25 protein-coding genes and 1 riboswitch are annotated in these 23,251 nt (G+C 69.9%); of the genes, 22 read left to right on the top strand and 3 right to left on the bottom strand.

From position 1 onward, the window contains the following. Nucleotides 1–72: 72 nt before the first annotated feature. Nucleotides 73–271: riboswitch (cobalamin riboswitch) on the top strand. 124 nt (nt 272–395) lie between these two features. Genes ACTZWU_RS14135 through ACTZWU_RS14150 form a run of 4 tightly spaced genes read left to right on the top strand, consistent with a single transcriptional unit; the run spans nt 396 to nt 4,799 of the window. Beyond that, a complete protein-coding gene (locus ACTZWU_RS14135) occupies nt 396–2,249 on the top strand; it encodes a TonB-dependent receptor plug domain-containing protein (RefSeq protein ID WP_444738003.1) in 1,854 nt (617 codons plus the stop codon). Next, nucleotides 2,246–3,073 (top strand): ABC transporter substrate-binding protein, encoded by an 828-nt coding sequence (locus ACTZWU_RS14140; protein WP_444738004.1) that lies wholly within the window; start codon nt 2,246–2,248, stop codon nt 3,071–3,073. The genes ACTZWU_RS14135 and ACTZWU_RS14140 overlap by 4 nt, the downstream gene beginning before the upstream one ends. Next, nucleotides 3,070–4,050 carry a FecCD family ABC transporter permease gene (locus tag ACTZWU_RS14145; RefSeq protein ID WP_444738005.1) on the top strand — a complete coding sequence of 327 codons (981 nt, stop codon included), beginning with the start codon at nt 3,070–3,072 and terminating at the stop codon, nt 4,048–4,050. The genes ACTZWU_RS14140 and ACTZWU_RS14145 overlap by 4 nt, the downstream gene beginning before the upstream one ends. After that, nucleotides 4,047–4,799: an ABC transporter ATP-binding protein gene (locus tag ACTZWU_RS14150; protein WP_444738006.1), complete on the top strand. Its 753-nt coding sequence runs from the start codon at nt 4,047–4,049 to the stop codon at nt 4,797–4,799. The genes ACTZWU_RS14145 and ACTZWU_RS14150 overlap by 4 nt, the downstream gene beginning before the upstream one ends. Here the strand turns inward: ACTZWU_RS14150 and ACTZWU_RS14155 are convergent. After that, nucleotides 4,796–5,347, bottom strand: a complete 552-nt coding sequence (locus ACTZWU_RS14155) for a cytochrome b (protein ID WP_444738007.1) — start codon at nt 5,345–5,347, stop codon at nt 4,796–4,798. The genes ACTZWU_RS14150 and ACTZWU_RS14155 overlap by 4 nt on opposite strands. A gap of 90 nt (nt 5,348–5,437) precedes the next feature. On the opposite strand from ACTZWU_RS14155, the gene ACTZWU_RS14160 reads away from it, so the two are divergent. The 4 genes from ACTZWU_RS14160 to ACTZWU_RS14175 are packed head-to-tail and all read left to right on the top strand — an operon-like array spanning nt 5,438 to nt 9,711. After that, complete coding sequence (locus tag ACTZWU_RS14160) at nt 5,438–6,175, top strand: CDP-alcohol phosphatidyltransferase family protein (RefSeq protein ID WP_444738008.1); 738 nt, start codon at nt 5,438–5,440, stop codon at nt 6,173–6,175. Then, on the top strand, nt 6,172–7,728 hold the full coding sequence (locus ACTZWU_RS14165; protein ID WP_444738009.1) for a sulfatase-like hydrolase/transferase: 1,557 nt from the start codon (nt 6,172–6,174) through the stop codon (nt 7,726–7,728). Before ACTZWU_RS14160 ends, ACTZWU_RS14165 begins: the two co-directional genes overlap by 4 nt. Then, nucleotides 7,725–8,660 (top strand): lysylphosphatidylglycerol synthase transmembrane domain-containing protein, encoded by a 936-nt coding sequence (locus ACTZWU_RS14170; protein ID WP_444738010.1) that lies wholly within the window; start codon nt 7,725–7,727, stop codon nt 8,658–8,660. The genes ACTZWU_RS14165 and ACTZWU_RS14170 overlap by 4 nt, the downstream gene beginning before the upstream one ends. 4 nt (nt 8,661–8,664) lie before the next feature. Further along, the gene (locus ACTZWU_RS14175) at nt 8,665–9,711 is read left to right on the top strand and encodes a glycosyltransferase family 4 protein (protein WP_444738011.1); all 1,047 of its coding nucleotides are present in this window, start codon (nt 8,665–8,667) and stop codon (nt 9,709–9,711) included. On the opposite strand, the gene ACTZWU_RS14180 is transcribed toward ACTZWU_RS14175, so the two are convergent. Together ACTZWU_RS14180 and ACTZWU_RS14185 are read right to left on the bottom strand one after the other, a co-directional pair. Beyond that, nucleotides 9,708–10,481 (bottom strand): FadR/GntR family transcriptional regulator, encoded by a 774-nt coding sequence (locus ACTZWU_RS14180; RefSeq protein ID WP_444738012.1) that lies wholly within the window; start codon nt 10,479–10,481, stop codon nt 9,708–9,710. The genes ACTZWU_RS14175 and ACTZWU_RS14180 overlap by 4 nt on opposite strands. Nucleotides 10,482–10,594: 113 nt before the next feature. Continuing rightward, the gene (locus ACTZWU_RS14185) at nt 10,595–11,254 is read right to left on the bottom strand and encodes an OmpA family protein (RefSeq protein WP_444738013.1); all 660 of its coding nucleotides are present in this window, start codon (nt 11,252–11,254) and stop codon (nt 10,595–10,597) included. A gap of 223 nt (nt 11,255–11,477) precedes the next feature. Between ACTZWU_RS14185 and nth the strand changes: the two genes are divergently transcribed. The 14 genes from nth to ACTZWU_RS14255 all read left to right on the top strand — a co-directional run bounded on the left by nth (nt 11,478) and on the right by ACTZWU_RS14255 (nt 23,241). Then, nucleotides 11,478–12,137, top strand: a complete 660-nt coding sequence (gene nth / locus ACTZWU_RS14190; RefSeq protein ID WP_444738014.1) for an endonuclease III — start codon at nt 11,478–11,480, stop codon at nt 12,135–12,137. After that, nucleotides 12,137–13,165: an adenosine kinase gene (locus tag ACTZWU_RS14195; protein WP_444738015.1), complete on the top strand. Its 1,029-nt coding sequence runs from the start codon at nt 12,137–12,139 to the stop codon at nt 13,163–13,165. The genes nth and ACTZWU_RS14195 overlap by 1 nt, the downstream gene beginning before the upstream one ends. Before the next feature lie 183 nt (nt 13,166–13,348). Continuing rightward, nucleotides 13,349–14,611, top strand: coding sequence for a beta-ketoacyl-ACP synthase II (fabF, locus tag ACTZWU_RS14200; RefSeq protein WP_444738016.1), 1,263 nt, complete (start codon nt 13,349–13,351; stop codon nt 14,609–14,611). Continuing rightward, nucleotides 14,608–15,792 carry an endolytic transglycosylase MltG gene (gene mltG, locus ACTZWU_RS14205; RefSeq protein ID WP_444738017.1) on the top strand — a complete coding sequence of 395 codons (1,185 nt, stop codon included), beginning with the start codon at nt 14,608–14,610 and terminating at the stop codon, nt 15,790–15,792. The genes fabF and mltG overlap by 4 nt, the downstream gene beginning before the upstream one ends. A gap of 110 nt (nt 15,793–15,902) precedes the next feature. Next, nucleotides 15,903–16,343: a hypothetical protein gene (locus tag ACTZWU_RS14210; RefSeq protein WP_444738018.1), complete on the top strand. Its 441-nt coding sequence runs from the start codon at nt 15,903–15,905 to the stop codon at nt 16,341–16,343. 266 nt (nt 16,344–16,609) lie between these two features. After that, the gene (locus tag ACTZWU_RS14215; RefSeq protein ID WP_444738019.1) at nt 16,610–17,026 is read left to right on the top strand and encodes a permease; all 417 of its coding nucleotides are present in this window, start codon (nt 16,610–16,612) and stop codon (nt 17,024–17,026) included. Continuing rightward, the gene (locus tag ACTZWU_RS14220) at nt 16,956–18,323 is read left to right on the top strand and encodes a DNA-packaging protein (RefSeq protein WP_444738020.1); all 1,368 of its coding nucleotides are present in this window, start codon (nt 16,956–16,958) and stop codon (nt 18,321–18,323) included. Before ACTZWU_RS14215 ends, ACTZWU_RS14220 begins: the two co-directional genes overlap by 71 nt. A gap of 124 nt (nt 18,324–18,447) precedes the next feature. Next, a complete protein-coding gene (locus ACTZWU_RS14225; protein ID WP_444738021.1) occupies nt 18,448–19,632 on the top strand; it encodes a phage portal protein in 1,185 nt (394 codons plus the stop codon). Between the two features lie 3 nt (nt 19,633–19,635). Beyond that, nucleotides 19,636–19,866: a GTA head formation protein, RCAP_rcc01685 family gene (locus ACTZWU_RS14230; protein WP_304615404.1), complete on the top strand. Its 231-nt coding sequence runs from the start codon at nt 19,636–19,638 to the stop codon at nt 19,864–19,866. Between the two features lie 3 nt (nt 19,867–19,869). Further along, the gene (locus tag ACTZWU_RS14235) at nt 19,870–20,400 is read left to right on the top strand and encodes an HK97 family phage prohead protease (RefSeq protein ID WP_444738022.1); all 531 of its coding nucleotides are present in this window, start codon (nt 19,870–19,872) and stop codon (nt 20,398–20,400) included. A 121-nt stretch (nt 20,401–20,521) separates the two neighbouring features. Next, nucleotides 20,522–21,685, top strand: a complete 1,164-nt coding sequence (locus tag ACTZWU_RS14240) for a phage major capsid protein (protein WP_444738023.1) — start codon at nt 20,522–20,524, stop codon at nt 21,683–21,685. 187 nt (nt 21,686–21,872) lie between these two features. Continuing rightward, nucleotides 21,873–22,487 carry a head-tail connector protein gene (locus ACTZWU_RS14245; protein WP_444738024.1) on the top strand — a complete coding sequence of 205 codons (615 nt, stop codon included), beginning with the start codon at nt 21,873–21,875 and terminating at the stop codon, nt 22,485–22,487. Continuing rightward, entirely contained in the window at nt 22,487–22,825 is a 339-nt protein-coding gene (locus ACTZWU_RS14250) for a head-tail adaptor protein (protein WP_444738025.1), read from the top strand. Before ACTZWU_RS14245 ends, ACTZWU_RS14250 begins: the two co-directional genes overlap by 1 nt. Continuing rightward, nucleotides 22,822–23,241, top strand: a complete 420-nt coding sequence (locus tag ACTZWU_RS14255; RefSeq protein WP_444738026.1) for a DUF3168 domain-containing protein — start codon at nt 22,822–22,824, stop codon at nt 23,239–23,241. The genes ACTZWU_RS14250 and ACTZWU_RS14255 overlap by 4 nt, the downstream gene beginning before the upstream one ends. The last annotated feature ends 10 nt before the right edge of the window (nt 23,242–23,251 follow it).

Here is a 23,251-nt window from a genome sequence, read left to right on the forward strand (position 1 = left end):
CGACGACCGCGCAGACGGTCTGAGGATCATTCCGCGACCGCGAAACCCGTTGACAGGATGCGATCATCCGTCGCAGATGGGCGCTGCTACGGTTCCGGCGAAGGTCGGATGAAAAGGGAATGCCGGTGCGCTCCGTCAGGGGCAAATCCGCAGCTGCCCCCGCAACTGTAAGCGGCGAGCGATGGTCCATCACGCCACTGGAGCGATCCGGGAAGGCGGACCCGAGCCCTGACCCGCCAGCCAGGAGACCTGCCGCAGCGATCACCCATTTCCGGTGCGGGGCGCGCCAGGGAAGCGGTCGATCCGCAGAGGTGACAGTCACCGTTCTGCGGCCCCGCCGCAGGACATTTCTGTTTGCCGCAGGCCCCGGCCTGCCACGCGAAAGGTCCGACCGGATGCGTCGTTCACTGTCCCTGCTGGCGCTTGGCGCCGTCTTTCCCGCCTTGCCTGTCCTGGCCGAGCCTCAGCCGTTCCTCTTGGACGAGATCGTCCTGTCGGGCGGCCTGACGCCGGTTCCCGCCGACGGCTATGCCCGCGCCCATAGCGTGATTACCCGCGACGAGATCGAGGCGCGCGGCCTTGCCAGCGTCGAGGATGCCCTGCGCGCGCTGCCCGGCGTTTCGGTCAGCACCAGCGGCGGCAGCCTGTCGCAGGTCCGCATCCGGGGTGGCGAGGCCAATCACACGCTGGTCCTCATCGACGGGATCGAGGCGTCGGGCGGGACGGATTCTCATATCTTCTCGCGGCTTGGCACGGAGGACATCGAAAGGATCGAGGTTCTGCGCGGGCCGCAATCGGTGATCTACGGCTCGAACGCCTCGGGCGGAGTCATCAACATCATCACCCGCCGGGCGGAACCCGGTCGCGGTCATGGCGGCAGCGTCGAGGTCGGCAACGGTGCCGCCGGTTCGGCCTGGGTCACGCAGCGCGGTGATCGCGGCGGGCTGGCCCTGAGCCTTGCGGCGCGCAACGACCGGGGGTTCGATCAGTCGGGCGATGGCGGCGGCAAGGACGGGCTGGACACGCGCACGGCTACGATCTCGGGCGATATCGCAGCGACCGAGACGCTGCGCGTCGGCGCGATCCTGCGGCGCGAGCGGCTGCGCTATGATTACGACGCCGAGAACCCCGACTGGGCCGCGACCGATGCCGACAGCTACATCGTCGATGCGCCGCTTTTCGGCCGCCGCGACGGTCTGCGCGGCGCGCTCTGGGCCGAGCACGAGGGTTTCGACGGCCGCCTGACGCAGCGCCTGCAATGGCAGCAGAGCCGCGACCGGACCAGCGAGAATGACGGCCCGCAAAGGCGCGGCGAGACGCGGACGTTGAAATACCGCGCCTCGGTTGGGCTGGACGGGCGCGTATCGGACGCGCGCCACCTGCTGAACCTTCTGGCCGAGCGTCAGCGCGACACGAACTCCATGGCGCCCGACCAGCGGCGTCAGATGAACTCGGTCGCCTTGGAATACCGCGCCACCCTTGACGGGCTGGATGTCCAGGCCGGGCTGCGCCATGACGACAACCGCGCTTTTGGCGATTTCACCAGCTGGAGCATCGCGGCCTCGTGGCAGGTGCCGGACATGCCGCTGCGGCTGCGCGGCTCGGCGGGGACGGGTCTGGTTAACCCTTCCTTCACCGAGCTTTTCGGCGGTTTCGGCACGATCGGCAATCCCGACCTGCGACCCGAGCAGAATCGCGGCGTCGATCTGGGCGTCGAATGGCAATTGCCGCAGGGGCTGGTCGGGCTGACATGGTTCCGCGAAAGCCTCGAGGACGAGATCGAGTTCTTCCGCACCCCATCGGGCGATTTCTCGTATCGCAACCAGTCGGGCCGCAGCCCGCGCGAGGGGGTCGAAATTGCCGCGCGGCTTGACGCCACCGAAACGCTCAGCCTTGGCGCCAGCTACACCTATCTGGACGCGAAGAACCCCGATGGCAGCGTCGAGGTCCGCCGCCCCCGCCACGAGGCCGGGCTAAGCGCGACGCTGTCGGTGCTGGACGGGCGCGGGCAGGTCTCGGGCGATCTGCGCCACGTCTCGGGCCTGTCGGACACGCAGTTCTGGGGCAGTTTCGAGACGCGCGAACTGCCCGCCTATACCGTCGTGAACCTTGCGGCGGGCTATGACCTGACCCCGAATGTCCGGGCGACGGCGCGGGTCGTGAACCTGTTCGACCGCTCTTATTCCGAGGTCTGGGGCTATGCGAGCCAGGGCCGCAGCGCGCATATCGGCTTGCAGGCTCGCTGGTGAGGGGCGGACCTGCCCTGGCGCTGGCCCTGCTGGCGATGACGGGACCGGCCTTGGCCGATCCCGCGCCGCAGGCCGCGCCTTTGCGGGTCCTGTCGATGAACCTCTGCACCGATCAGCTGGCGATGCTGGTCGCGGCGCCGGGGCAGCTGGTCTCGGTCAGTCACATGGCGCGCGATCCGCTGGTCTCGGCCATGGTGGCCGAGGCCGGGGCGCTGCCCGTGAACCACGGCCAAGCCGAGGATATCCTGCGCTACCGGCCCGATCTGGTTCTGGCCAGCGTCTACAGCGCGCCGGTGACGCTGGACATGCTGCGCCGGCTGGGCATCCCGGTCGCGGTCTTTCCGCCCGAGAACGACATGGAGGGTATCCGCGACAACCTGCGCCTGATGGGCGAGGTTTTGGGCCGCGAGGCCGAGGCCGGGGCGATCATCGACCGGTTCGACGCGGATCTGGCGGCGCTGGCAGCCGTGCCGCCTTCGGGGCGGCGGGCGGCGCTATATGCGGCGAACGGCTACACCTTGGGCCGGGGCAGTCTGGCCGATGCGATCCTGTCGGCGGCGGGCCTGTCGAATGTCGCGGCGGAACTGGGCCTTGCGCAGGGGGGCGTCCTGCCGCTGGAACGGCTGGTCATGGCCCGGCCCGACCTGATCGTGACCAGCCAGCCCTATCCGGGCGGCTCGCGCGCCGAAGAGATCCTGAGCCACCCCGCCCTGCGCGCCCTGACGGCCGAGGCGGGCGCCGAGGCCGTGTCGGACAGCGACTGGGTCTGCGGGACGCCCCATGTCCTGCGCGCGGTCGCGCGGCTGGCGGGGGGCGCGTCATGAGGCTGACGCTGGCCCTTGCGGCGCTGGTTCTGGCGCTGGCACTGGCATCGTTGCTGGTCGGGGCGGTCTGGCATCCGCCGGGTGCCGCGCTGGCCGCGCTTTTCGGGCGCGGCGATCCGCTGCTGGTTCTGGTCATGCAGGAATTGCGCCTGCCGCGTGCGATCCTGGGCGCGGCCGTGGGCGCGGCGCTTGGGCTGGCGGGGGCGGCGATGCAGGGCTTTCTGCGAAACCCCTTGGCCGAGCCGGGGCTGATCGGCACATCGTCCATGGCCTCGCTTGGGGCGGTGCTGGCGATCCAGACGGGGATGGCGGCGACGCTGCCCTTGGCGCTGCCGGGCGCGGCGCTGGCGGGGGCGGGCCTGTCGGTCGCGCTGGTTCTGGCGATGGCCGGGCCGCGCGGCGGCGCGCTGGCGCTGATCCTGGCGGGGATCGCGGTCTCGGCGCTGGCCGGGGCGCTGACCTCGCTGGTGCTGAACCTGTCGCCCAACCCTTTTGCGGCGAACGAGATCGTCTTCTGGATGATGGGTTCGCTGGCCGACCGCTCGATGCTGCATGTGCAGATCGCGCTGCCGGTGATGGCGGCGGGGGCGCTGATCCTGTGGCCCCTGGGTCGGGGCCTCAGGGCCTTGTCGCTTGGCGAGGATGCGGCGGCCAGCATGGGCGTCAGCCTGCCGCGCCTGCGGCTGAGGCTGGCGCTTGGCACGGCTGCGCTGGTGGGCGGGGCCACGGCGGTGGCGGGCGCGATCGGCTTTGTCGGGCTGGTCGTGCCGCATCTCTTGCGCCGCGCGGTGGGCGGCGATCCGGGACGGCTGATGGCGGCCTCGGCGCTTGGCGGGGCGGCGATGGTGCTGGCCGCCGACATCGCGGTGCGCCTGATCCTGCCCGAACGCGACCTGAAGCTGGGTGTCCTGACCGCGCTGATCGGCGCGCCGTTCTTCCTGCACCTGATCTTGCGGCTGAGAAGGCAGATGCCATGAGCCTGATGACGCTGTCCGGCCTGTCGGTCTTTCGCGGCCTCTGCCCGGTTCTGGACGGGATCGACCTGTCGGTGGGGCCGGGCGAGTTCGTGGGCCTCTTGGGCCCGAACGGGGCGGGCAAGACGACGCTGCTGCGTGCGGCGATGGGGCTGTTGCCCGCGCGGGGCGTGGCTTCGCTGGCAGAGCTTGGGCCGGTGGCACGGGCGCGGCGCGCCGCCTACCTGCCGCAGGGGCGCGAGATCGCCTGGCCGATGCCCGTGGGCGCGGTGGTGGCGCTTGGCCGGATCGCGCATGGCGAGGGCGCATCCCCTCAGGACCGCGCCGCGACCGAGGCCGCGATGGCCGCGCTTGGCCTGACCGCCATGCGCGACCGGGACGCGACGGCCCTGTCGGGGGGCGAGCAGGCGCGTGTGCTGATCGCGCGCGCCCTGGCGCAGGAAACGCCGCTGCTGATCGCGGACGAGCCGATCGCGGGGCTTGATCCGGCGGCGGCGATCCGGGTGATGGCGCTTTTTGCCTCGCTTGCGCGGCAGGGGCGCGGGGTGGTCGCGGCCTTGCACGATCTGGGGCTGGCCGCGCGGCATTGCTCGCGGCTGGTGGTGCTGCATCAGGGCCGGATCGCCGCCGACGGCCCCCCGGCCGAGGTTCTGGCGCCCGACCTGCTGGCTCGCGTCTTCGGCATCCGCGCGCATCTGGCCGAGGGGCCGGAGGGGCCGTTCCTTCAGGTGTTGGGCTGTCTGGACGCCTAGCGCCGCCAGGGCGCCATGCGCCGCCAGACCCCGTCGCGCAGGATCAGCCCGTGATGGGCGGCCGCCCCCAGATGCAGGGCCAGCACCGCCAGCAGCATCACCCCCGAGGCCCAATGCACAAGGCTGGCCCATTCCGCCAGCGCGTCCGAACGCGGCACGATCCGCCCCGCGCCGGACAGGCCCAGGATCTCGATGGGAAAGCCGCCCGCCCGGACGCGGATCACGCCCGAAAGCGGCATCACGATCATCAGCGCATAAAGCAGCCCGTGCGAGAGGCCCGCCGCCCGGACCTGCCAGCGCGGCATCGAGGCGGGCAGGGGCGGGGCCTCGTGCCGCAGCCTGACCCAGACGCGCAGCGCGATCAGCGGGATCAGAGCCGTGCCCAGGTTCTTGTGCAGAAGGAACAGCGTGTCGCGGGTGTCGCGCGGGATGCCCTCCTGGATCATCAGGATGCCCGCCGGGATCATCACGAGGATCGGCAGCGCCACCGACCAATGCAGCCAGATGGCCGGGCGGCTGTAGCGTTCGGATGCGTCAGGGTGCGACATGATGACCTCCTGTCCGTCCAGCATAGCGCAAAAGCGTGATCCGGCGAAGCGCGCGCTTGACGCGGGCAGGCGGGCGGCGTTCGATGCCCCATGCGCGACCTGCCCCTGACCGAACCCGCCCGATTTCCCGAAGCCCGTCCGTCCCTTGGGGCCCCGGACCTGCTGCGCGCGGGGGCCGTGGGGCTGGTCGTGATGCTGGCCGCATTGCCGGTCCTGTCGGTGGGTCCGGGCGGGCTGGCGGTCGCCGTGTTGGCCTATGGCGCGGGTTTCGCGCGCATGGCGCAGGTCATGCGGCGCACCTATCCGCATGACCGGGTCGGCGCGTGCAATCTGGTCACGCTGTCGCGCGCGGCCCTTGTCGCGGCGCTGCTGGGCGCGGTGGCGGGCGGTCAGTCGGCGGGCTGGGCCGTTGCCATCGTGGCGGGCATCGGGCTGGCGCTGGACGGGATCGACGGCTGGCTGGCGCGGCGGGCGGGCCTTGTCTCGGATTTCGGGGCGCGCTTCGATCTGGAGGTCGATGCCGCGCTGGCGCTTGTCCTGGCGCTGCATGTCCTGTCGGGCACCGCCGTCGGCGCCGAGGTGCTGGTGCTGGGCTCGCTGCGTTACGTCTTTGTCGCGGCGGGCTGGGTCGCGCCATGGCTGCGGGGCGATCTGCCCTTCAGCCAGCGCAGGCGGGTAATCTGCGTGGTGCAGATCGCGGCGCTGATCCTTCTGGTGACGCCTCTGGCGGGCGACGATCTGGCGATCTGGACTGCACGTCTGGCCAGCGCCGCGCTGGTCTGGTCCTTCGCGGTCGATGTGGCCCATTTGTGGCGGGTGCGGGCATGAGGGCCGCGCATCTGGTCCGGGTCGGGCTGGCGGCCCTGCTGCTGTGGCTGCCGCTGGCCATGCCGCTGAGGCCCGGCCCGGCCTTGGGCCAATGGTTCCCGCTGGCGCCGGAATGGCCCCTGCTGCTTTTGCTGCTGGCGCTGGCCGGGCGCTGGCTGCGCCTGCCGGTCGTCGTGCTGCTGCTGGCGCTGGCCGCGCACAAGCTGGCCGATATCGCGATGCATTCGGCGCTGGCGCGGGGCTTCAACCTGCGCGCCGACCTGCCGCTGATCGAGGCGGGTCTGCGGCTGCTGGCGGGTTCGGTCGGGCTTGTGGCCAGCGTGGCGCTGGCTGTGCTGTCTGTGCTGGCGCTGGCGGGGCTTGCGGCGCTGCTGTGGTGGGCGGCGGGCCTCTGGTCGCGGATCGGCGGGGGCTGGCGGCTGCGCGGCGCGCTGGCCGCGCTGTCGCTTGCGGCGCTGGTCCCGCTCCAGACGGGCGCTGTCCGGGCGGAAAGCGCGCTCTACGCCCAAGGCCGGGTCGCGCTGTTCATCAACACGCAGCGCGAGCTGACCCGCTTTGCTGCCAAGGCCGCAAGCGATCCCTTTCAGGGCGCGACGGGCCTGCTGGAACGGATCGACCGCGACGTGCTGCTGATCTTCGTCGAAAGCTATGGCCGCACCAGTTTCGACACGCCCCTCTACGCCGAGACGCATCTGCCGCTGCTTGAGCAGGCTCAGACGCGGCTGGCCGAGGCCGGGCTCTCCATGCGGTCGGGTTTCGTCGCGGCGCCGACGCGGGGTGGGCAAAGCTGGCTGTCGCATGGCACCCTGTCCAAGGGGCTGTGGGTCGCGGACCAGACCCGCTATCGCGCCGCCATCGCCAGCGGGCGGCAGAGCCTGTTCCACCATGCCGCGCGGGCGGGGTTCCGCACCGCTGCCGTGATGCCAGCGATCACGCTGCCCTGGCCCGAATCCAGCCGCATGGGCTTCGAGACCGTGCTGGAAGCCGCAGATCTGAACTATCACGGCCTGCCCTTCAACTGGGTGACGATGCCCGACCAGTTCACCATGACCGCGCTGGACCGGATGCTGCGTGACGGCAGCGACGAGCGGCGGCTTTTCGCGCAGATCGCGCTGATCTCGTCCCATGCGCCCTGGGTGCCGGTGCCGCGGATGATTGACTGGAACAATGTGGGCGACGGAAGCGTATTCAACGATATGGCGCAAGAGGGCGACCCACCTTCGGTCGTCTGGCGTGACCGCGACCGGGTGCGTGATCAGTATCGTCAGGCCGTGTCATATTCGCTGGAGGTCGTGATGGATTATGCCCTGCGCCATGCCGAGGACCCGCCGCTGATGCTGGTGATCGGCGACCATCAGGCCGCCCCGCGCATCGCGCTGGACGAACGCCCCGATGTCGCCCTGCACGTCATCGGCCCCGAGGCGCTGGTGGCCGAGACCGCCGATTGGGGCCTGACCCCCGGCCTGATCCCGCCGCCAGAGGCAGAGGCCTTTCCGATGGACCGGCTGCGCGACATGATCCTTGGCAGCTTCGGCGGCAGGCCGCGTTCATGACCCTTTCGGCCGTCCTGCGGCTGCTGGCCAGCCTGGCCATTCTGGGGCTGGTCTGGTGGCAGATCGACGCGCCCGACGCGGCGGCGCGGCTGGCCGAGGCGCATCCGGGCTGGCTGCTGGCGGGGCTGGCGGCGCTTTGGGCGCAGACGCTGCTGTCGGCCTGGCGCTGGCGGCTGGTGGGGCGTGCGCTTGGCGTGGTGATCGCGCCGGCCCGGGCGCTGTCGGAATATTTCCTGGCGCAGTTGGTCAACCAGACGCTGCCCGGCGGCGTCCTGGGCGATCTGTCGCGCGCCTGGCGCAGCGCCGAGGGCGTGGGCATCGCGCGGGCGGGCGGCGCGGTTCTGGTGGAACGCGTGCTGGGGCAGGTCGCGCTGATGGCGCTGCTGGTGGCGGGGCTGGTCTGGGCGGCCCGCGTGCCGGGCCAGATCCGGGTCCCGGCCGAGGTGCTGATCCCGGCGGGGCTGGTTCTGGGCCTGCTGATCGCGGGTCTGGGCGTCGTGCTGCTGCTGCCGCGTCTGGCGCAGGCAAGCCGGGCGCTGCTGCCTGCGGGCGTGATGCTGCCGCAACTGGCGCTGAGCCTCGGCGCGGCGGCACTGAACCTGCTGGCCTTCGATTTCGCCGCCCGCGCGACCGGCACGACCCTGCCGCCCGCCGCCATCGCGGTTCTGGTGCCGCTGATCCTGCTGACCATGCTGGTGCCGGTGACCGTCAGCGGCTGGGGCCTGCGCGAAGGCGCGGCGGCGGCGCTGTTTCCGCTGGCGGGGGCCAGCGACGCGGCAGGGCTGGCGGCCAGCACGGCCTTTGGGCTGATCTTCCTGATCTCGACCCTGATCGGGACGGGGGCCTGTCTGGCCCACGCCGCGGTGACGGGGCGGGCGCCAACCGTCCGCCCCGCCCTGCGCCCGTCTCGCGCCCGCCCGGAACAGAGGTGATCCAATGAGCCTGACCCGCGCCGCCTTTGCCCTGCCGGGCGACATCACCACGGTGACGGGGGGCTATCTCTACGACCGCCGCCTGTTCGAGGTGCTGGAGGGGCTGGGCCATGCAATGCGGCTTGTGCCTCTGTCGCCGCAATTCCCCTTTCCCGATGAGGCGGCGATGGCGGAAAGCCTTGCCGCGCTGGCCGAACTGCCCGGCGATTGCCCGGTCATCGTGGACGGTCTGGCCTATGGCGCGATGGCGACCGAGGGGCTGGCGCGGGTCAGCGCGCCCATCGTGGCTTTGGTCCATCACCCGCTGGCGCTGGAAAGCGGGCTGCCCGCCGATCAGGCCGCGCATCTTGAGGCGACCGAGCGCGCCAATCTGGCGCTTGCCCGGCATGTGCTGGTCCCCAGCCCCCATACAAGCCGCATCCTGATCGAGCGTTACGACGTGCCGCCTGAAAAGATCAGCATTGCCCGGCCCGGGATCAACCCGGTGCGGGTCGCGCCCGCGCCGACCGATCCGCCGCTGATCCTGTCGGTGGGCATCCTGCATCCGCGCAAGGGCCACGACATCCTGATCGCGGCCTTGGGCGATCTGGGCGATCTGAACTGGCGCGCCGTGATCGCCGGAACCCCGTGGGAGGCCGGACATGCCGATGCGCTGGCCCGCCAGATCGCCGCCAGCCCGGTCGGCGCGCGGATCACGCTGGCGGGCGCCGTGTCGGATGCCCGGCTCGAGGCGCTTTACGCCGAGGCCAGCCTTTTCGCGCTGGCCACCCGATACGAGGGGCACGGGCTGGTCTTTGACGAGGCGATCTTGCGCGGCCTGCCGATCCTGTCCTGCCGGACCGGCGCGGTGCCGGATACGGTGCCGCATGATGCGGGGCTTCTGGTCGCGCCCGACGATGCTGCGGCCTTTGCCGGGGCGCTGCGGCTGATGCTGACCGACCACGCGCGGCGCGAGGGCGCGGCGCTGGCCGCGCGGCGGGCGGCGGCCTTGCTGCCCGACTGGCCCGCGACGGCGCGGGTTGCCTCGGGCGTGTTGCAGGGGCTGATCTAGCCCTCGTCCGAGGGGCGGTTGCGCAGCCTGAGCCGCGCGATGGCGTCCTGCTCGTCGGCCTTGCGCTGTGCTTCCAGTGCGTCGGCCACGCAATCCAGATGCGCTTCAAGCGTGCGGCGGGCCAGCGGGCCGTCGCGCGCCTGAAGCGCGGCGTTGATCGCTTCGTGCTGGTCAAGCATGCGGTCGCGCAGATCGCCGCGCGCAAAGATGCGGGGGCGGTTGAAAAGCATCCCCTGCCGCAGCAGGTCCTGCATGGCGCGCATCATGTGCAGAGCGATGATGTTGTGGCTGGCCTCGACGATGGCCATGTGGAAATCGGCATCCAGCGCGGCCTCGGCCTCGGGATCGGCGATGGCATGGGCGTGGCGCATGTCGGTGACGATCCGGTCCAGCAGGTCCAGATCGGCCTGCCCGGCCTCGATCGCGGCGCGTTCGGCGGCAAGTCCCTCCAGATCCTTGCGAAAGCGCAGGAAGTCGCCCGCAGCGCGGGGATGGCGGGCGATCAGCCGCACCAGCGCGGGGGAAAAGGCGCTGCCCAGAACCTCGGCCACGAAGATGCCCGCATTGGGGCGCGAGACCAAGAGCCCATCGGCCTGCATCGCCGCCAGCGCCTCGCGCAGCGAGGGGCGGCTGACGCCCATCCGCGCGGCCAGATCGCGTTCGCCCGGCAGGCGCTGGCCCGGGCGCAGCACGCCTTGCAGGATCAGCCACTCGATCTGGCGTGTCACCTCTTGCGACAGTTTCGCGGCGTCGATTTTCTCAAAGGGCATGAAGTTCGGCTTTTCGGGGGGATGCGGGCGCCCGACCAGATTAGGCGAGGGGGCGCCGGAATGCAAAAGGGGCCGGACAGGCCGGCCCCCTTTTTCGTCAAGGTGATCCGCGATCACTGGGTCGGGCGGATCAGGATCTCGACGCGGCGGTTCTGCGCGCGCCCGGCCTCGGTCGCGTTCGAGGCGACGGGCTGGGTATCGGCCACGCCCACCGCGCTGAGGCGGTTCTGGGCGACGCCCGCGGCGGCCAGGATGCCCGCCACCGATTGCGCGCGGCGCTGCGACAGGTCGCGGTTGATCGCCTGCGTGCCGGTGCTGTCGGTATGGCCCACGACCTCGACCCGGCTGTTGGGATACTGGTTCAGGTTGCGCGCGACGGCATAGAGGTCCTGCTGCGCGGGGCCCGAGACGGCCGCCGAGCCGGTCGAGAACAGGATGCCGTCGGGCATCACGACCTGCAGATACGAGCCGTGGTTGACGACGCGGATGTTCGGATTGGTCAGCGATTGTTGCAGCGCCTGGGCCTGGCGGTCGAGCATGTTGCCCGCGACCGCGCCCAAGGCGGCCCCGACGATGGCGCCGCGCGCCGCGTCGCGGCTGCGGCCGCTGCCGTCATCGTCACGGGTGCCGGCAAGCACCGCACCGACGGCGGCGCCGGCCAGCGCGCCCTGCTGGGTGCGGCTCATGCCGCCGCCGTTCATGGCCGGGTCGGCGCAGGCGGTCAGGACCAGAAGCCCCGAGGCGGCGAGAATGGTTGTGGCGCGGAGTTTCATGCGGCTCCCTCTCCTTGTGATGGGCTGTGCCGGATCGGCATGGCCGTCAGATCCTGTGCTGGCGGTCCGATTCCGGTCCACGGCAGCAACGCGCGTCACGCTGTCGCAGTTCCCGCCGGAAGGGAAGCGCAAGTTTCGGTGAAGGCGCTGGAATGACGTCACAAACAGGCGATGAGCGCGGGCGCTTGCATCGCGCCGCCCATGAGGCCAGAAGGGGGTGGTCATGGCCCGTTTGTCCCGCATCCCCCCGGCGCTGCCCTTTGCCGCCCAGGTCGCGATCTTTTCGCGGCTGCAGGCGGCCAACCCCGCGCCCGAGACCGAACTGGAATTCGTGAACCCCTTCACGCTGGTCGTGGCGGTGGCCCTGTCCGCGCAGGCGACCGATGTGGGCGTGAACCGCGCCACGCGGGGCCTGTTCGCGGTGGCCGACACGCCCGAGAAGATGCTGGCTTTGGGCGTCGAGGGCGTGACCGAGCACATCAAGACGATCGGTCTCTATCGCCAGAAGGCGAAGAACGTCATCGCGCTGTCGCGCATCCTGGTCGAGGATTATGGCGGCGAGGTTCCCGACAGCCGCGCCGCCCTGACCAGTCTGCCGGGCGTCGGGCGCAAGACCGCCAATGTGGTCCTGTCCTGCGCCTTTGGCCATCCGGCGCAGGCGGTGGACACGCATATCTTCCGCGTCGGCAACCGCACCCGCATCGCACCGGGCCGCGACGTGGACGAGGTCGAGCGCGCCATCGAGGACCATGTTCCCGCCCGTTTCCAGACCCATGCCCATCACTGGCTGATCCTGCATGGCCGCTATGTCTGCCAGGCGCGCAGGCCGCGCTGCGGCATCTGCCCGATCGCCGATCTCTGCCCCTATGAGGAAAAGACCTAATGACCCGCCCCTCTGACAAGACCCCCTATGTGATCGGGATCGGCAATGCCGTGATGGACATCATCGCCCCCACCGAAGAGGCGCGGCTGGCGGATCTGGGCATCACCAAGGGCATCATGCAGCTGGTCGAGCGCGAGCGGTCGGAATTCCTGATGGCGGCGCAGGCCGATGACCGGTCCGCCCGGCGCGCGGATGCGCGGATGGTGGCGGGCGGCAGCGTGGCGAACACGCTGGCCGGGATCGGGGGCCTCGGTCTGCGGACCGCCTTTATCGGGCTGGTCGCGGATGACGAGATCGGGCGGCTTTACGCCAGCCAGACCGAGGCGGCGGGAACGCGCTTCGTCAACCCGCCTGTCGCGGGGTCGGATCTGCCCAGCTCGCGCACGATCATCTTTGTCACGCCCGATGGCGAGCGGTCGATGAACACCTATCTGGGCATCTCGGCCGAACTTGGCCCCGAGGATGTGGACCCTGCGGTCTTCGACGGCGCGGGCTGGCTGTTTCTCGAAGGCTATCTGTTCGACAAGGACAAGGGCAAGGCCGCGTTCATGAAGGCCGCCGAATGCTGTCATGCGGCGGGCGGTCAGGCCGGGATCGCGCTGTCGGACCCGTTCTGCGTGGACCGCCACCGCGACGATTTCCGCAAGCTGGTCGCGGGGCCGATGGATTACGTGATCGGCAATGTCCATGAATGGCAGTCGCTGTATCAGGTCGAGGATCTGGACGAGGCGCTGCGGCTGGCCGTGGCCGATTGCCGGACTGTGATCTGCACGCGCTCGGGCGACGACGCGATCCTGATTCGCGAGGGCGAGCGCGTGAACGTGCCGGTCCAGCGCGTGGTGCCGGTGGATGCGACCGGGGCGGGCGACCAGTTCGCGGCGGGTCTGATCTATGGGCTGGCCAGCGGGCGTCCTCTGGCTGCGGCGGGTCGGATGGGCTGCATCGCGGCATCCGAGGTGATCGGCCATGTCGGGCCGCGGCCCGAAGCCGACATCATGGCGCGGTTCCGGGCCGAAGGGCTGGTCTGAGGTCATCGGGCGGGGGATTGCGTCCCGCGACGGCGGGGGGCCAGCCCCCCGCACCCCCCGGGATATTTCGGTGAAGAAGAAGGGGCGGCGGGAAGGCGCCGTTTCGCGCGGGCCTGCGGCGTTGCGCGGCGCGGGGGCGGCGTGTATCAGGGCGGAAATTGCGAGCAGTTGAAGGACATGCGGATGCGCAGGGTTGTTGTCACGGGATTGGGGATGGTCACGCCTCTGGCCTCTGGGGTCGAGGCAAGCTGGGAGCGCCTGCTGGCCTGCCAATCGGGCGCCGGGCCGATCACGCGGTTCGACCCCAAGGACGTGGCGACGAAATATGCCTGCGAGATCCCCCTGGGCGACGGGACGGACGGCACCTTCAATCCCGATGACTGGATGGAGCCGAAGGACCGGCGCAAGGTCGATGATTTCATCCTCTATGGCATGGCGGCGGCGCAGCAGGCGGTCGAGGATGCCGGCTGGATGCCCGAGGACGAAGAGGGCCGGCTGCGGACCGGCGTGATGATCGGTTCCGGGATCGGGGGCTTGTCGTCCATCGCCGAGACCGCCGTTCTGATCAAGGAGCGTGGGCCGAAGCGCGTGTCGCCCTTCTTCATTCCGGGGGCGCTGATCAACCTGATCTCGGGTCAGGTCTCGATCCGCTACGGGTTCAAGGGGCCGAACCATGCGGTCGTCACCGCCTGTTCGACAGGCGCCCATGCCATCGGGGACGCGTCGCGGATGATCCGCTATGGCGATGCCGACGTGATGATCGCGGGCGGCGCGGAAAGCCCGATCAGCGAGATCGGCATCGCGGGCTTCAACGCCTGCAAGGCGCTGTCCGCCAAGCGCGCCGATGACCCGCAGGCCGCGAGCCGCCCGTATGACGCCGATCGCGACGGGTTCGTGATGGGCGAGGGTGCGGGCGTCGTCGTGCTGGAGGAATACGAACACGCCCGCGCGCGCGGCGCGAAGATCTATGCCGAGGTGTTGGGCTATGGCCTGTCGGGCGACGCCTATCACATCACCGCGCCCTCCGAGGATGGCGATGGCGGCTATCGCGCGATGGAGGCGGCGCTGCGTAGCGCGGGCCTGACGCCGGACCGGATCGACTATATCAACGCGCATGGCACCAGCACCATGGCGGACACGATCGAACTGGGCGCGGTCGAGCGGCTGATGGGCGATGCGGCTTCGGGGGCGGTGATGTCGTCCACCAAGTCGAGCATCGGGCATCTTCTGGGCGCCGCAGGCGCGGTCGAGGCGATCTTTTGCGTGCTGGCGATCCGCGACCAGATCTGTCCGCCGACGATCAACCTGGAAAACCCGGCCGTCACGCCGAAGCTGGACCTGGCCGCCAATGCCGCCGTGCGCCGCAAGGTTGACGTGGCCCTTTCCAACAGCTTCGGCTTCGGCGGCACGAATGCCAGCCTGATCCTGGGGCGCGTGGCCGAATGATCTGGCGCAACCTTGCCTCGAACATGCTGACGCTGCTGCTGGTTGTGCTGGTGGCGGCGGCGGCGGCGGTGGCCTGGGCCAAGCGCGAGTTCAGCGGGCCGGGCGTCAGCGAGGTCGCGCAATGCGTCGAGATCGCTCCGGGCGCCAGTCTGGGCGCGGTCAGTGAGCGGCTGGCGGCGCAGGGGGCGATCTCGAACGCTTATGTGTTCCGGGCGGGGGCGGATTACCTGGGCAAGGCCGGGGACCTGAAATTCGGCAGCTTTCTGGTGCCACCGCGCGCCAGCATGGAGGAGATCGTCGGTGTGATCACCGCTGGCGGGCCTTCGACCTGCGGGACCGAGATTTTGCTGCGCGTGGGTGTGCGCGAGACCGTGATGCTGTTGCGCGAGACCAATCCCGAGACCGGTGCCTATGAAGAGGTCGCGCGTTTCAACCCGGCTGCGGGCGAGCGTCCCGAGGCGATCGCCGAGGCCGAACAGCGCGGCGATATCCGCCTGTCGCTGGTCGTGGTCGAGGGGGTCACGAGCTGGCAGGTGGTCGAGGGTCTGCGCGCCGCGAGTTTCCTGACCGGCGAAGTGGCGGATGTTCCCGCCGAAGGATCTCTGGCGCCTGACACCTATCTGCTGTCGCAGGGGGGTGATCGCGGCACGATCCTGGCCGAGATGGCCCGGCGGCAGGAGGCGATCCTGGCCGCCGAATGGGAGAACCGGGCCGAGGGCCTGCCCTATGCCAATCCGCAGGAGGCGCTGATCATGGCCTCGATCGTGGAAAAGGAGACCTCGGTCGCGGCCGAGCGGCCTCAGGTGGCCAGCGTCTTCGTGAACCGGCTTCGGCAGGGGATGCGGTTGCAGACCGATCCCACGGTGATCTACGGCGTGACCGAGGGGCGCGGTATTCTGGATCGCGGCATCCGCCGGTCGGAGCTGGATGCGCGCACGCCCTGGAACACCTATCAGATCGACGGGCTGCCGCCGACGCCGATTGCCAACCCGGGCCGCGCCGCGATCCGGGCGACGCTGAACCCCGACACGACGGAATATCTGTTCTTCGTGGCCGACGGGACCGGCGGGCACGCCTTCAGCCGGACCTTGGCCGAGCACAACGCCGCCGTCGCCCGCTGGCGCGAGATCGAGCGACAGCGCGGCCTGCCCGCCGACAGTCCGGTCCAGACCAGCAATTAGCACGCGCGGGATTTGACATTGAGAGGCCCCCGGACCAGTCTTCTGGTGCGGGGGCCTTTTCATTGCGGCGCGGCACGGGGCCGCGACGGGCCTTGCCGGAGGATGCTGCCATGAAGATGTCGGATATGTTTGCGATGCTGGCCGAGAATGCCCGGACCTTCGAGGAGCGGATGAACGCCCTGCAGGACGAGATGTCGAAGAACAGCGAGAACGCGATGGACCATGCCCGTCAGTGGCAGGCCAGCGCGATGCAGCGTCAGGAAGAGGTCAACCGTCAGATCCGCGAGCATATGGAGAATGCCAACGAGCAAGTGCGCGAGCAGTGGCAGAAGATGCAATCCGGCTGGGAGGCGCAATACGAGAAGATGCGCGCCCAGGGCGAAGAGATGCGCGCCGCCGCGATGAAGATGGCGGGCGGCAAGGACGGGCAGGGCATGGCCGACTGGGCCGAGGCCTATGCCGCGCAGATGGTGGGCTTTGCCCAGAAGGTGCAGGCCGAGGCCGCCGAAGCGATCGCCAAGGCCACAGAAGCGCGCAGCAAGAAGGGCTGACCGCGGCGGTGCAAGGGCGATTCCGCGCTCGTGTTGCGCGGTTTCGCCCTGCGTGCGCTGGGGGTGTTGCGCCGGTCAAACCGTTGTTATCATGGGTTAAACAGGTCTGAACGTCTCGCCCTAAGGTTTAACGATTGACTCACCGAACGGCCTGAAGTAGAACTTACACATGCTGGGAGAAATGGGCAGGCGGCCGGGGGGCGACCCCTTGGGCCGCTTTTTCATTTCGAGGCTCGTGCGGACAGGACACGAGGCGGGACAGTTGCATGAACGATATGGAATGGGGCGGCGCGGGGGAACCCGTGGGACCTTTCATGGCTGCAGGGCAGTCCGAGGCCGGGCCGGCCGACGATCTGCGCGCAGCAGGGGCGCCAGTGGACGAGGACGAGATCGCCGTCGCCCAGTGGTTGTTCTGGGATTACGTCAAGGATCTGCGCCAGCATCAGGCCGAGCTTGTCTCGGCCAAGGCAGGCGAGATCGATCCGGCCCGGCTGAAAAAGGCGGTGGATGCGGCGCGCACGGTTCGTGACGCGATCCAGCTTCTGATGGTGGAAAGGAACAAGGTTGACAAACTTCGCAAGGAGATCGCGGGCGGGGTCGCAGGAGGCTGCCTTGACCTTGACGCCGCACGAGACGAGATCGGGCGCCGCCTGGCTTGCCTCCGCCGAGCCGGAGCAGGTTGAGGAATTTCTGGGCGGGCTGTCGGACAATGCGCTGATGGCGCTGCCCTGGCTGTTCGAGTTCTGGGCCCTGCCGCACCAGTTGCCCCCAGAGGGTGACTGGAAGTCATGGGTCATCATGGGCGGGCGCGGCGCGGGCAAGACCCGCGCCGGTTCGGAATGGGTGCGGCGGATGGTCGAGGGGCCGTCCGCCGCGGCGCCGGGGCAATGCCACCGCGTCGCGCTGGTGGGCGAGACATTCGATCAGGTGCGCGAGGTGATGATTTTTGGCGAGTCGGGCATCCTGGCCTGTTCGCCCCCCGACCGCCGCCCCGTCTGGGAGGCCGGGCGCAAGCGTCTGGTCTGGGCCAATGGCGCGACGGCGACCTGCTATTCGGCGCATGAGCCCGAGGCGCTGCGGGGGCCTCAGTTCGATGCTGCCTGGGTGGACGAGCTGGCCAAGTGGAAGAAGGCCGAGGATGTCTGGGACATGCTGCAATTCGCGCTGCGTCTGGGCGAGCATCCGCAGCAGGTCATCACCACCACGCCGCGCAATGTGGGCGTGCTGAAGCGGATCCTGGGCAATGCCTCGACCGTGGTGACGCATGCGCCGACCGACGCCAACCGCGCCTATCTGGCCGAGAGTTTCCTGGCCGAGGTCGAGGCGCGCTATGGCGGCACCCGGCTGGGCCGGCAGGAGCTGGAGGGCGTTCTGCTGGATGATGTCGAGGGCGCGCTGTGGACGACCGCCATGCTGGAAGCCGCCCGTCAGGACGAGGCGCCGCAACTGGACCGGATCGTCGTGGCCGTCGATCCGGCCGTGACCGGGGGCGCGAACAGCGACGAATGCGGGATCGTGGTGGCGGGCGTCGAGATGCGCGGCGAGCCGCGTGACTGGCGGGCCTGGGTGCTGGAGGATGCGAGCGTCCGCGGCGGCCCGACCGACTGGGCACGCGCCGCCATCGCCGCGATGGAGCGTCACGGCGCCGAGCGTCTGGTGGCCGAGGTCAATCAGGGTGGCGATTTGGTCGAAAGCGTGATCCGGCAGATCGATCCTCTGGTACCGTTCCGGGCACTGCGCGCCTCGCGCGGGAAGGGCCTGCGGGCCGAGCCGGTGGCGGCGCTGTACGAGCAGGGTCGTATCCGCCATCTGCGCGCGGGCAATCTGGGCGCGCTGGAGGACCAGATGTGCCAGATGACGGTGCGCGGTTACGAGGGCCGGGGCAGTCCCGACCGGCTGGATGCGCTGGTCTGGGCGGTGCATGAGCTGATGATCGAGCCTGCCGCCAGTTGGCGCAGGCCGCAGATGCGCCGGCTGTAGCGTCGCGCCCGGTGGAGGGCGCCGGGGGCTCTGCCCCCGGACCCCCGGGATATTTGGATGAAGAAGAAGGGCCGGGCCGTTTTGGGCGCCGGCCCTTTCCTTTGGCCGCATGAAGGAGGCGAGGATGGCGTTTCGATTGTTTTCCCGGGAGGCCAGGGGCGCGCCCGTTCCCGAGAGGAAGGCCAGCGCGACGGGCCGGGTCGTGGCTTTGGCCAGCGGTTCAGGGCGTGCGGTCTGGTCGGCGCGCGACACGGGCAGTTTGACGCGCGGCGGCTTCGTCGGCAATCCGATCGGCTTTCGCAGCGTCAAGCTGATCGCGGAGGCTGCGGCGGCGGTGCCTTTGGTCTGCGAGGATCACGAGCGGCGCTATGATGCGCATCCAGTGCTGGACCTGTTGCGGCGTCCCAATCCTGGGCAGGGCCGTGCCGAGCTGTTCGAGGCGCTGTTCGGGCAGATGCTGCTGTCGGGCAACGGCTATCTGGAGGCGGTGGGGCTGGGCGCTGAGGGCTTGCCCGAGGAGCTGCATGTGCTGCGCGCGGACCGGATGAGCGTGGTGCCTGGCGAGGATGGCTGGCCGGTCGCCTATGAATATGCCGTGGGCGGGCGCAAGCACCGGTTCGACATGGCGGGCAGCCCCGATCCGATCTGTCACATCAAGAGCTTTCATCCGCAGGACGACCATTACGGGTTGTCGCCCCTTCAGGCGGCGGCGGTGGCGCTGGATGTGCATAACAGCGCCAGCGCCTGGTCGAAGGCGCTTCTGGACAATGCCGCCCGGCCCAGTGGCGCGATCGTCTACAAGGGGCTGGACGGGCAGGGGACGCTGAGCCCCGAGCAATATGACCGGCTGGTGGGCGAGATCGAGATGAACCATCAGGGCGCGCGCAATGCGGGCCGTCCGATGCTGCTGGAGGGGGGGCTGGACTGGAAGCCGATGGGGTTCAGCCCCTCGGACATGGAGTTCCACGAGACCAAGCTGTCGGCGGCGCGCGAGATCGCGTTGGCCTTTGGCGTGCCGCCGATGCTGTTGGGCATTCCGGGGGATGCGACCTATGCCAATTACGCCGAGGCGAACCGCGCATTCTACCGGCTGACGGTGCTGCCCTTGGCGACGCGGGTCGCGGCCTCGGTCGCGTGGTGGCTGTCCGAGCATCTGGGCGCCGAGATCGAGCTGCGTCCGGACCCCGATCAGGTCCCCGCCTTGGCCGAGGACCGCAACCAGCAATGGGCGCGCGTGGCTGCCGCGACTTTCCTGACCGATGCCGAGAAGCGCGCGCTGCTGGGTCTGCCGCCGCTGGAGGGGGCGTGAGGGATGGAGGGGTCTCGGTTCGTCAGGGACGGGGCTTGGCATGACCAGCGCTTCGAGGCGCAGGAGCGGATCATGGCGCTGCAATTCGGTGCCGTCGAGAAGCGCCTGGAGCGGATCGAGGCGCTGATCGAGGGTTTGGAGCGGCGGCTGTGGATGACGGTTTACGGCGTCGTCGCCGTGATCCTGACACAGGCCGTCCAGGGGATACTGGATTATGTGCCGAAAGGAGGCTGAGGAATGGTTCCGGGGCTTGAGGTGAAATTCGCGGGCGGGGCGCCGGTCCTGTCCGAGGGTCACGTGATCGAGGGCTATGGCAGCCTGTTCGGGCTGACCGATCAGGGGGGTGACGCGGTGATGCCGGGCGCCTTTACGGCCTCGTTGAAGCGGCTGGCCGGTCGGGGCGACAAGGTGCGGATGCTGTGGCAGCACGATCCGTCCAAGCCCATCGGCGTTTGGGACGAGATCCGCGAGGATGCCAAGGGCCTGTGGGTGCGGGGCCGTCTGCTGCCCGAGGTCGCGCAGGCCCGCGAGGCGGTCGCGCTGATCGAGGCGGGCGCGATCGAGGGCCTGTCCATCGGTTATCGCACGCTGCGCGCCACCCGCGACGAAAAGGGCCGCCGGATGCTGGCCGAGGTCGAGTTGTGGGAGGTGTCGCTGGTGACCTTCCCGATGCTGCCCGAGGCGAAGCTGGGCCGCAAGGAGGCCGACGAGGTTTCCGAATTCGCCGCCATGCTGACCGAGGCCGCCCGCGCGCTGCGCGGGGCCTGAGGATTTCGGGGTCGCGCGTCATGCGCGGCCCTTGCAGGTTCGGGCCGTCCCCAGAGGCGGCCCGTCAACAGGGGCGCCCCGTGCGGGGCCGGTCCCGATCATCCGCGATGAGGAGAAGACCATGACCGAGACAAAGGCCGCGGGCGGCACCGACATGCCCGCCGACCTGAAGGGGGCCATGACCGGGTTCGTCAGCGAACTCAGGGCTTTCCGTGACGATATCCAATCCCAGCTCAAAGCACAGGACGAGCGCATGACCATGATCGACCGCAAGACCGCCCTTCGCAGCCGCGCCCCTCTTTCGACCTCGGCCGTGACCGAGGCGCCGCATCAGAAGGCGTTCAACGCCTATCTGCGCAGCGGCGATGATGACGGCCTGCGCGGTCTGGTCATCGAGGAGAAGAACCTGACCGTCGCCAGTGATGGCGGTTTCCTGGCGGCGCCTCAGGTCGCCGAGACGGTGCAGGCGGTGCTGCGCTCCAGCAGCTCGCTGCGGCAGATGGCCAATGTCGTCACCATCGAGAGCGCCGTCTACGAGGCGCTGGTCGAGAAGGGCGAGATGGGCGCGGGCTGGGCCACCGAGACGGCGGCGCCCGGCACGGCCTCGGCCAGCATCGAGCGCATCTCGATCCCGCTGCACGAATTGTCGGCGGTGCCGCGTGCCAGCCAGCGCCTGCTGGATGACGCGGCCTTTGATGTCGAGGGCTGGCTAGCCGAGCGCATCGCCGACCGTTTCGCCCGCGCCGAGGCCGCGGCCTTCGTGAACGGCGACGGGGTGGACAAGCCGCGCGGCATCCTGCGCTACACGACCGCGCCCGTCGCCACCGCGACCGACATGCAGGTGGGCTTTGTCAATTCGGGCGCGCTGGGCGGCTTTGCGGCGACGAACCCCGCCGATTGCCTGATCGACCTGGTCTATGCGCTGGGTGCGGCCTATCGCGCCAATGCGGCCTTCATGATGAATTCGAAGACCGCCGCCGCCATCCGCAAGATGAAGGATGCCGATGGCCGCTTCCTGTGGACCGACGCGCTGTCGGTCGGGCAGGTGCCGCAGCTGCTGGGCTATCCGGTGCTGATCAGCGAGGACATGCCCGACATGGCGCCGAACGCCTTTGCCATCGCCTTCGGCGATTTCCGCGCTGCCTACACCATCGTCGAGCGCCCCGACCTGCGCGTGCTGCGCGATCCGTTCAGCGCCAAGCCGCATGTGCTGTTCTATGCCACCAAGCGCGTCGGCGGCGGCGTGACCGATTTCCGCGCCCTGCGTCTGCTGCGGTTCGCCTGATCCTTCCGGGGATCGGGTGACGGGCGGGGGGCGCGCTTGGGGCTGGCCGTTCCGGCTTTGCAACTGTCCGCGCGCGCTGATGGCTGGCGTGCGGGCGCGCCCTCTGCCCGAGAGAACCGAGGCGGGGCCCCTGGGTGGGGCCTCGTCCTGAGCAACGATGCGGACGGCAGGACGGGAGGTTCGCGATATGATGCTGATAGAGGAAACCGGGGTGCCGGCCGGGGCCTTGCCCGTCGCGGTGCTTCGGTCCCATTTGCGGCTTGGGACGGGTTTCGACATGCCCGAGGACGCCGCCGAGACCGCCGCCTTGCAGGGCTTCCTGCGCGCGGCCATCGCCACGATCGAGGCGCGGACGGGCAAGGTGCTGCTGCGGCGGCGCTTTGTGATGCGGCTGGATGATTGGCGCGACAGGCTGGGGCAGTCGCTGCCCCTGGCGCCGGTTCTGGCGGTCGAGCGGATTACCATCGAGGATGGCGCGGGGACCGAGACCGAGCTGCCCCCTGAAAGCTGGCGTCTGGTGCCGGACAGCCAGCGGCCGATGATCCTGCCCGCAGGCGTGGTTCTGCCTCATGTGCCGCGTCGGGGCAGCCTGTCTGTCACCTTCGAGGCCGGTTTCGGTGAAGCCTGGGACGAGGTGCCTTCGGATCTGGCCCATGCGGTGATCATGCTGGCCGCCCGCTATTACGAGGTGCGCCATGACGAGGCCGCCCGGCAGGCGTTGCCCTTTGGGGTCAGCGCGCTGATCGAGAAATGGCGCGCGGTCCGCACGCTGGCCGGGCGCGGCAGCCGGGAGTGGCGCTGATGAATGTGCCGCGGCTGAATGTGGAACTGGCGCTGGAGGACGGCGCGCGCGTCCCCGACGGGATGGGCGGGCATCGGCTGGTCTGGCGCGAGCTCGGGCGGCTCTGGGCTGCGCTCGAGGCGCGGTCTGGGCGCGAGAAGGGCACCGGCGCGGGTCTGGTCAGCGTGGTGCAGTGGCGCATCACGGTGCGGGGTGCGCCGGGCGGTGATCCGCGCAGGCCGCGGCCCGGCCAGCGGTTCCGGCTGGGTGCGCGGCTGTTCCGCATCGAGGCGGTGGCCGAGGCCGATGGCATGGGCCGTCATCTGGACTGCTTTGCCCGAGAGGAGGACAGCCAATGAGCTATGGCGCAAGCGCGGCCCTTCAGGCTGCGGTCTATCAGCATCTGCGCGCCGATGCGGCGCTGGCCGATCTGGTGGGCGATGCGATCTTTGACGCGATGCCGGTCGCGTCGCCCGCCGGGGTCTATGTGACGCTTGGTCCCGAGGATGTGCGCGAGGCGGGTGACGCCACCGCGCCTGGCGCGCGGCACGATTTCGTCGTTTCGGTCCTGTCGGGACAGGAGGGCGGGGCGGGGTTTGCCGCGCTGAAGGCGGCGGCGGCGCGGGTTTCGGACCTGCTGGATCAGGCGCAATTGGCGCTGGACCGGGGCCAGTTGGCCGGAATGTGGTTCCTGCGCGCCGTTGCGCGCCGGGTGGATAATGGCGCGGCGCGGCAGGTCGATCTGACCTTTCGCGCGCGCGTCGATTTGGGCTGAGGAGCAAGAC

The sequence above is a fragment of the Paracoccus sp. NSM genome (assembly GCF_052379855.1).
Lineage (GTDB): Bacteria > Pseudomonadota > Alphaproteobacteria > Rhodobacterales > Rhodobacteraceae > Paracoccus.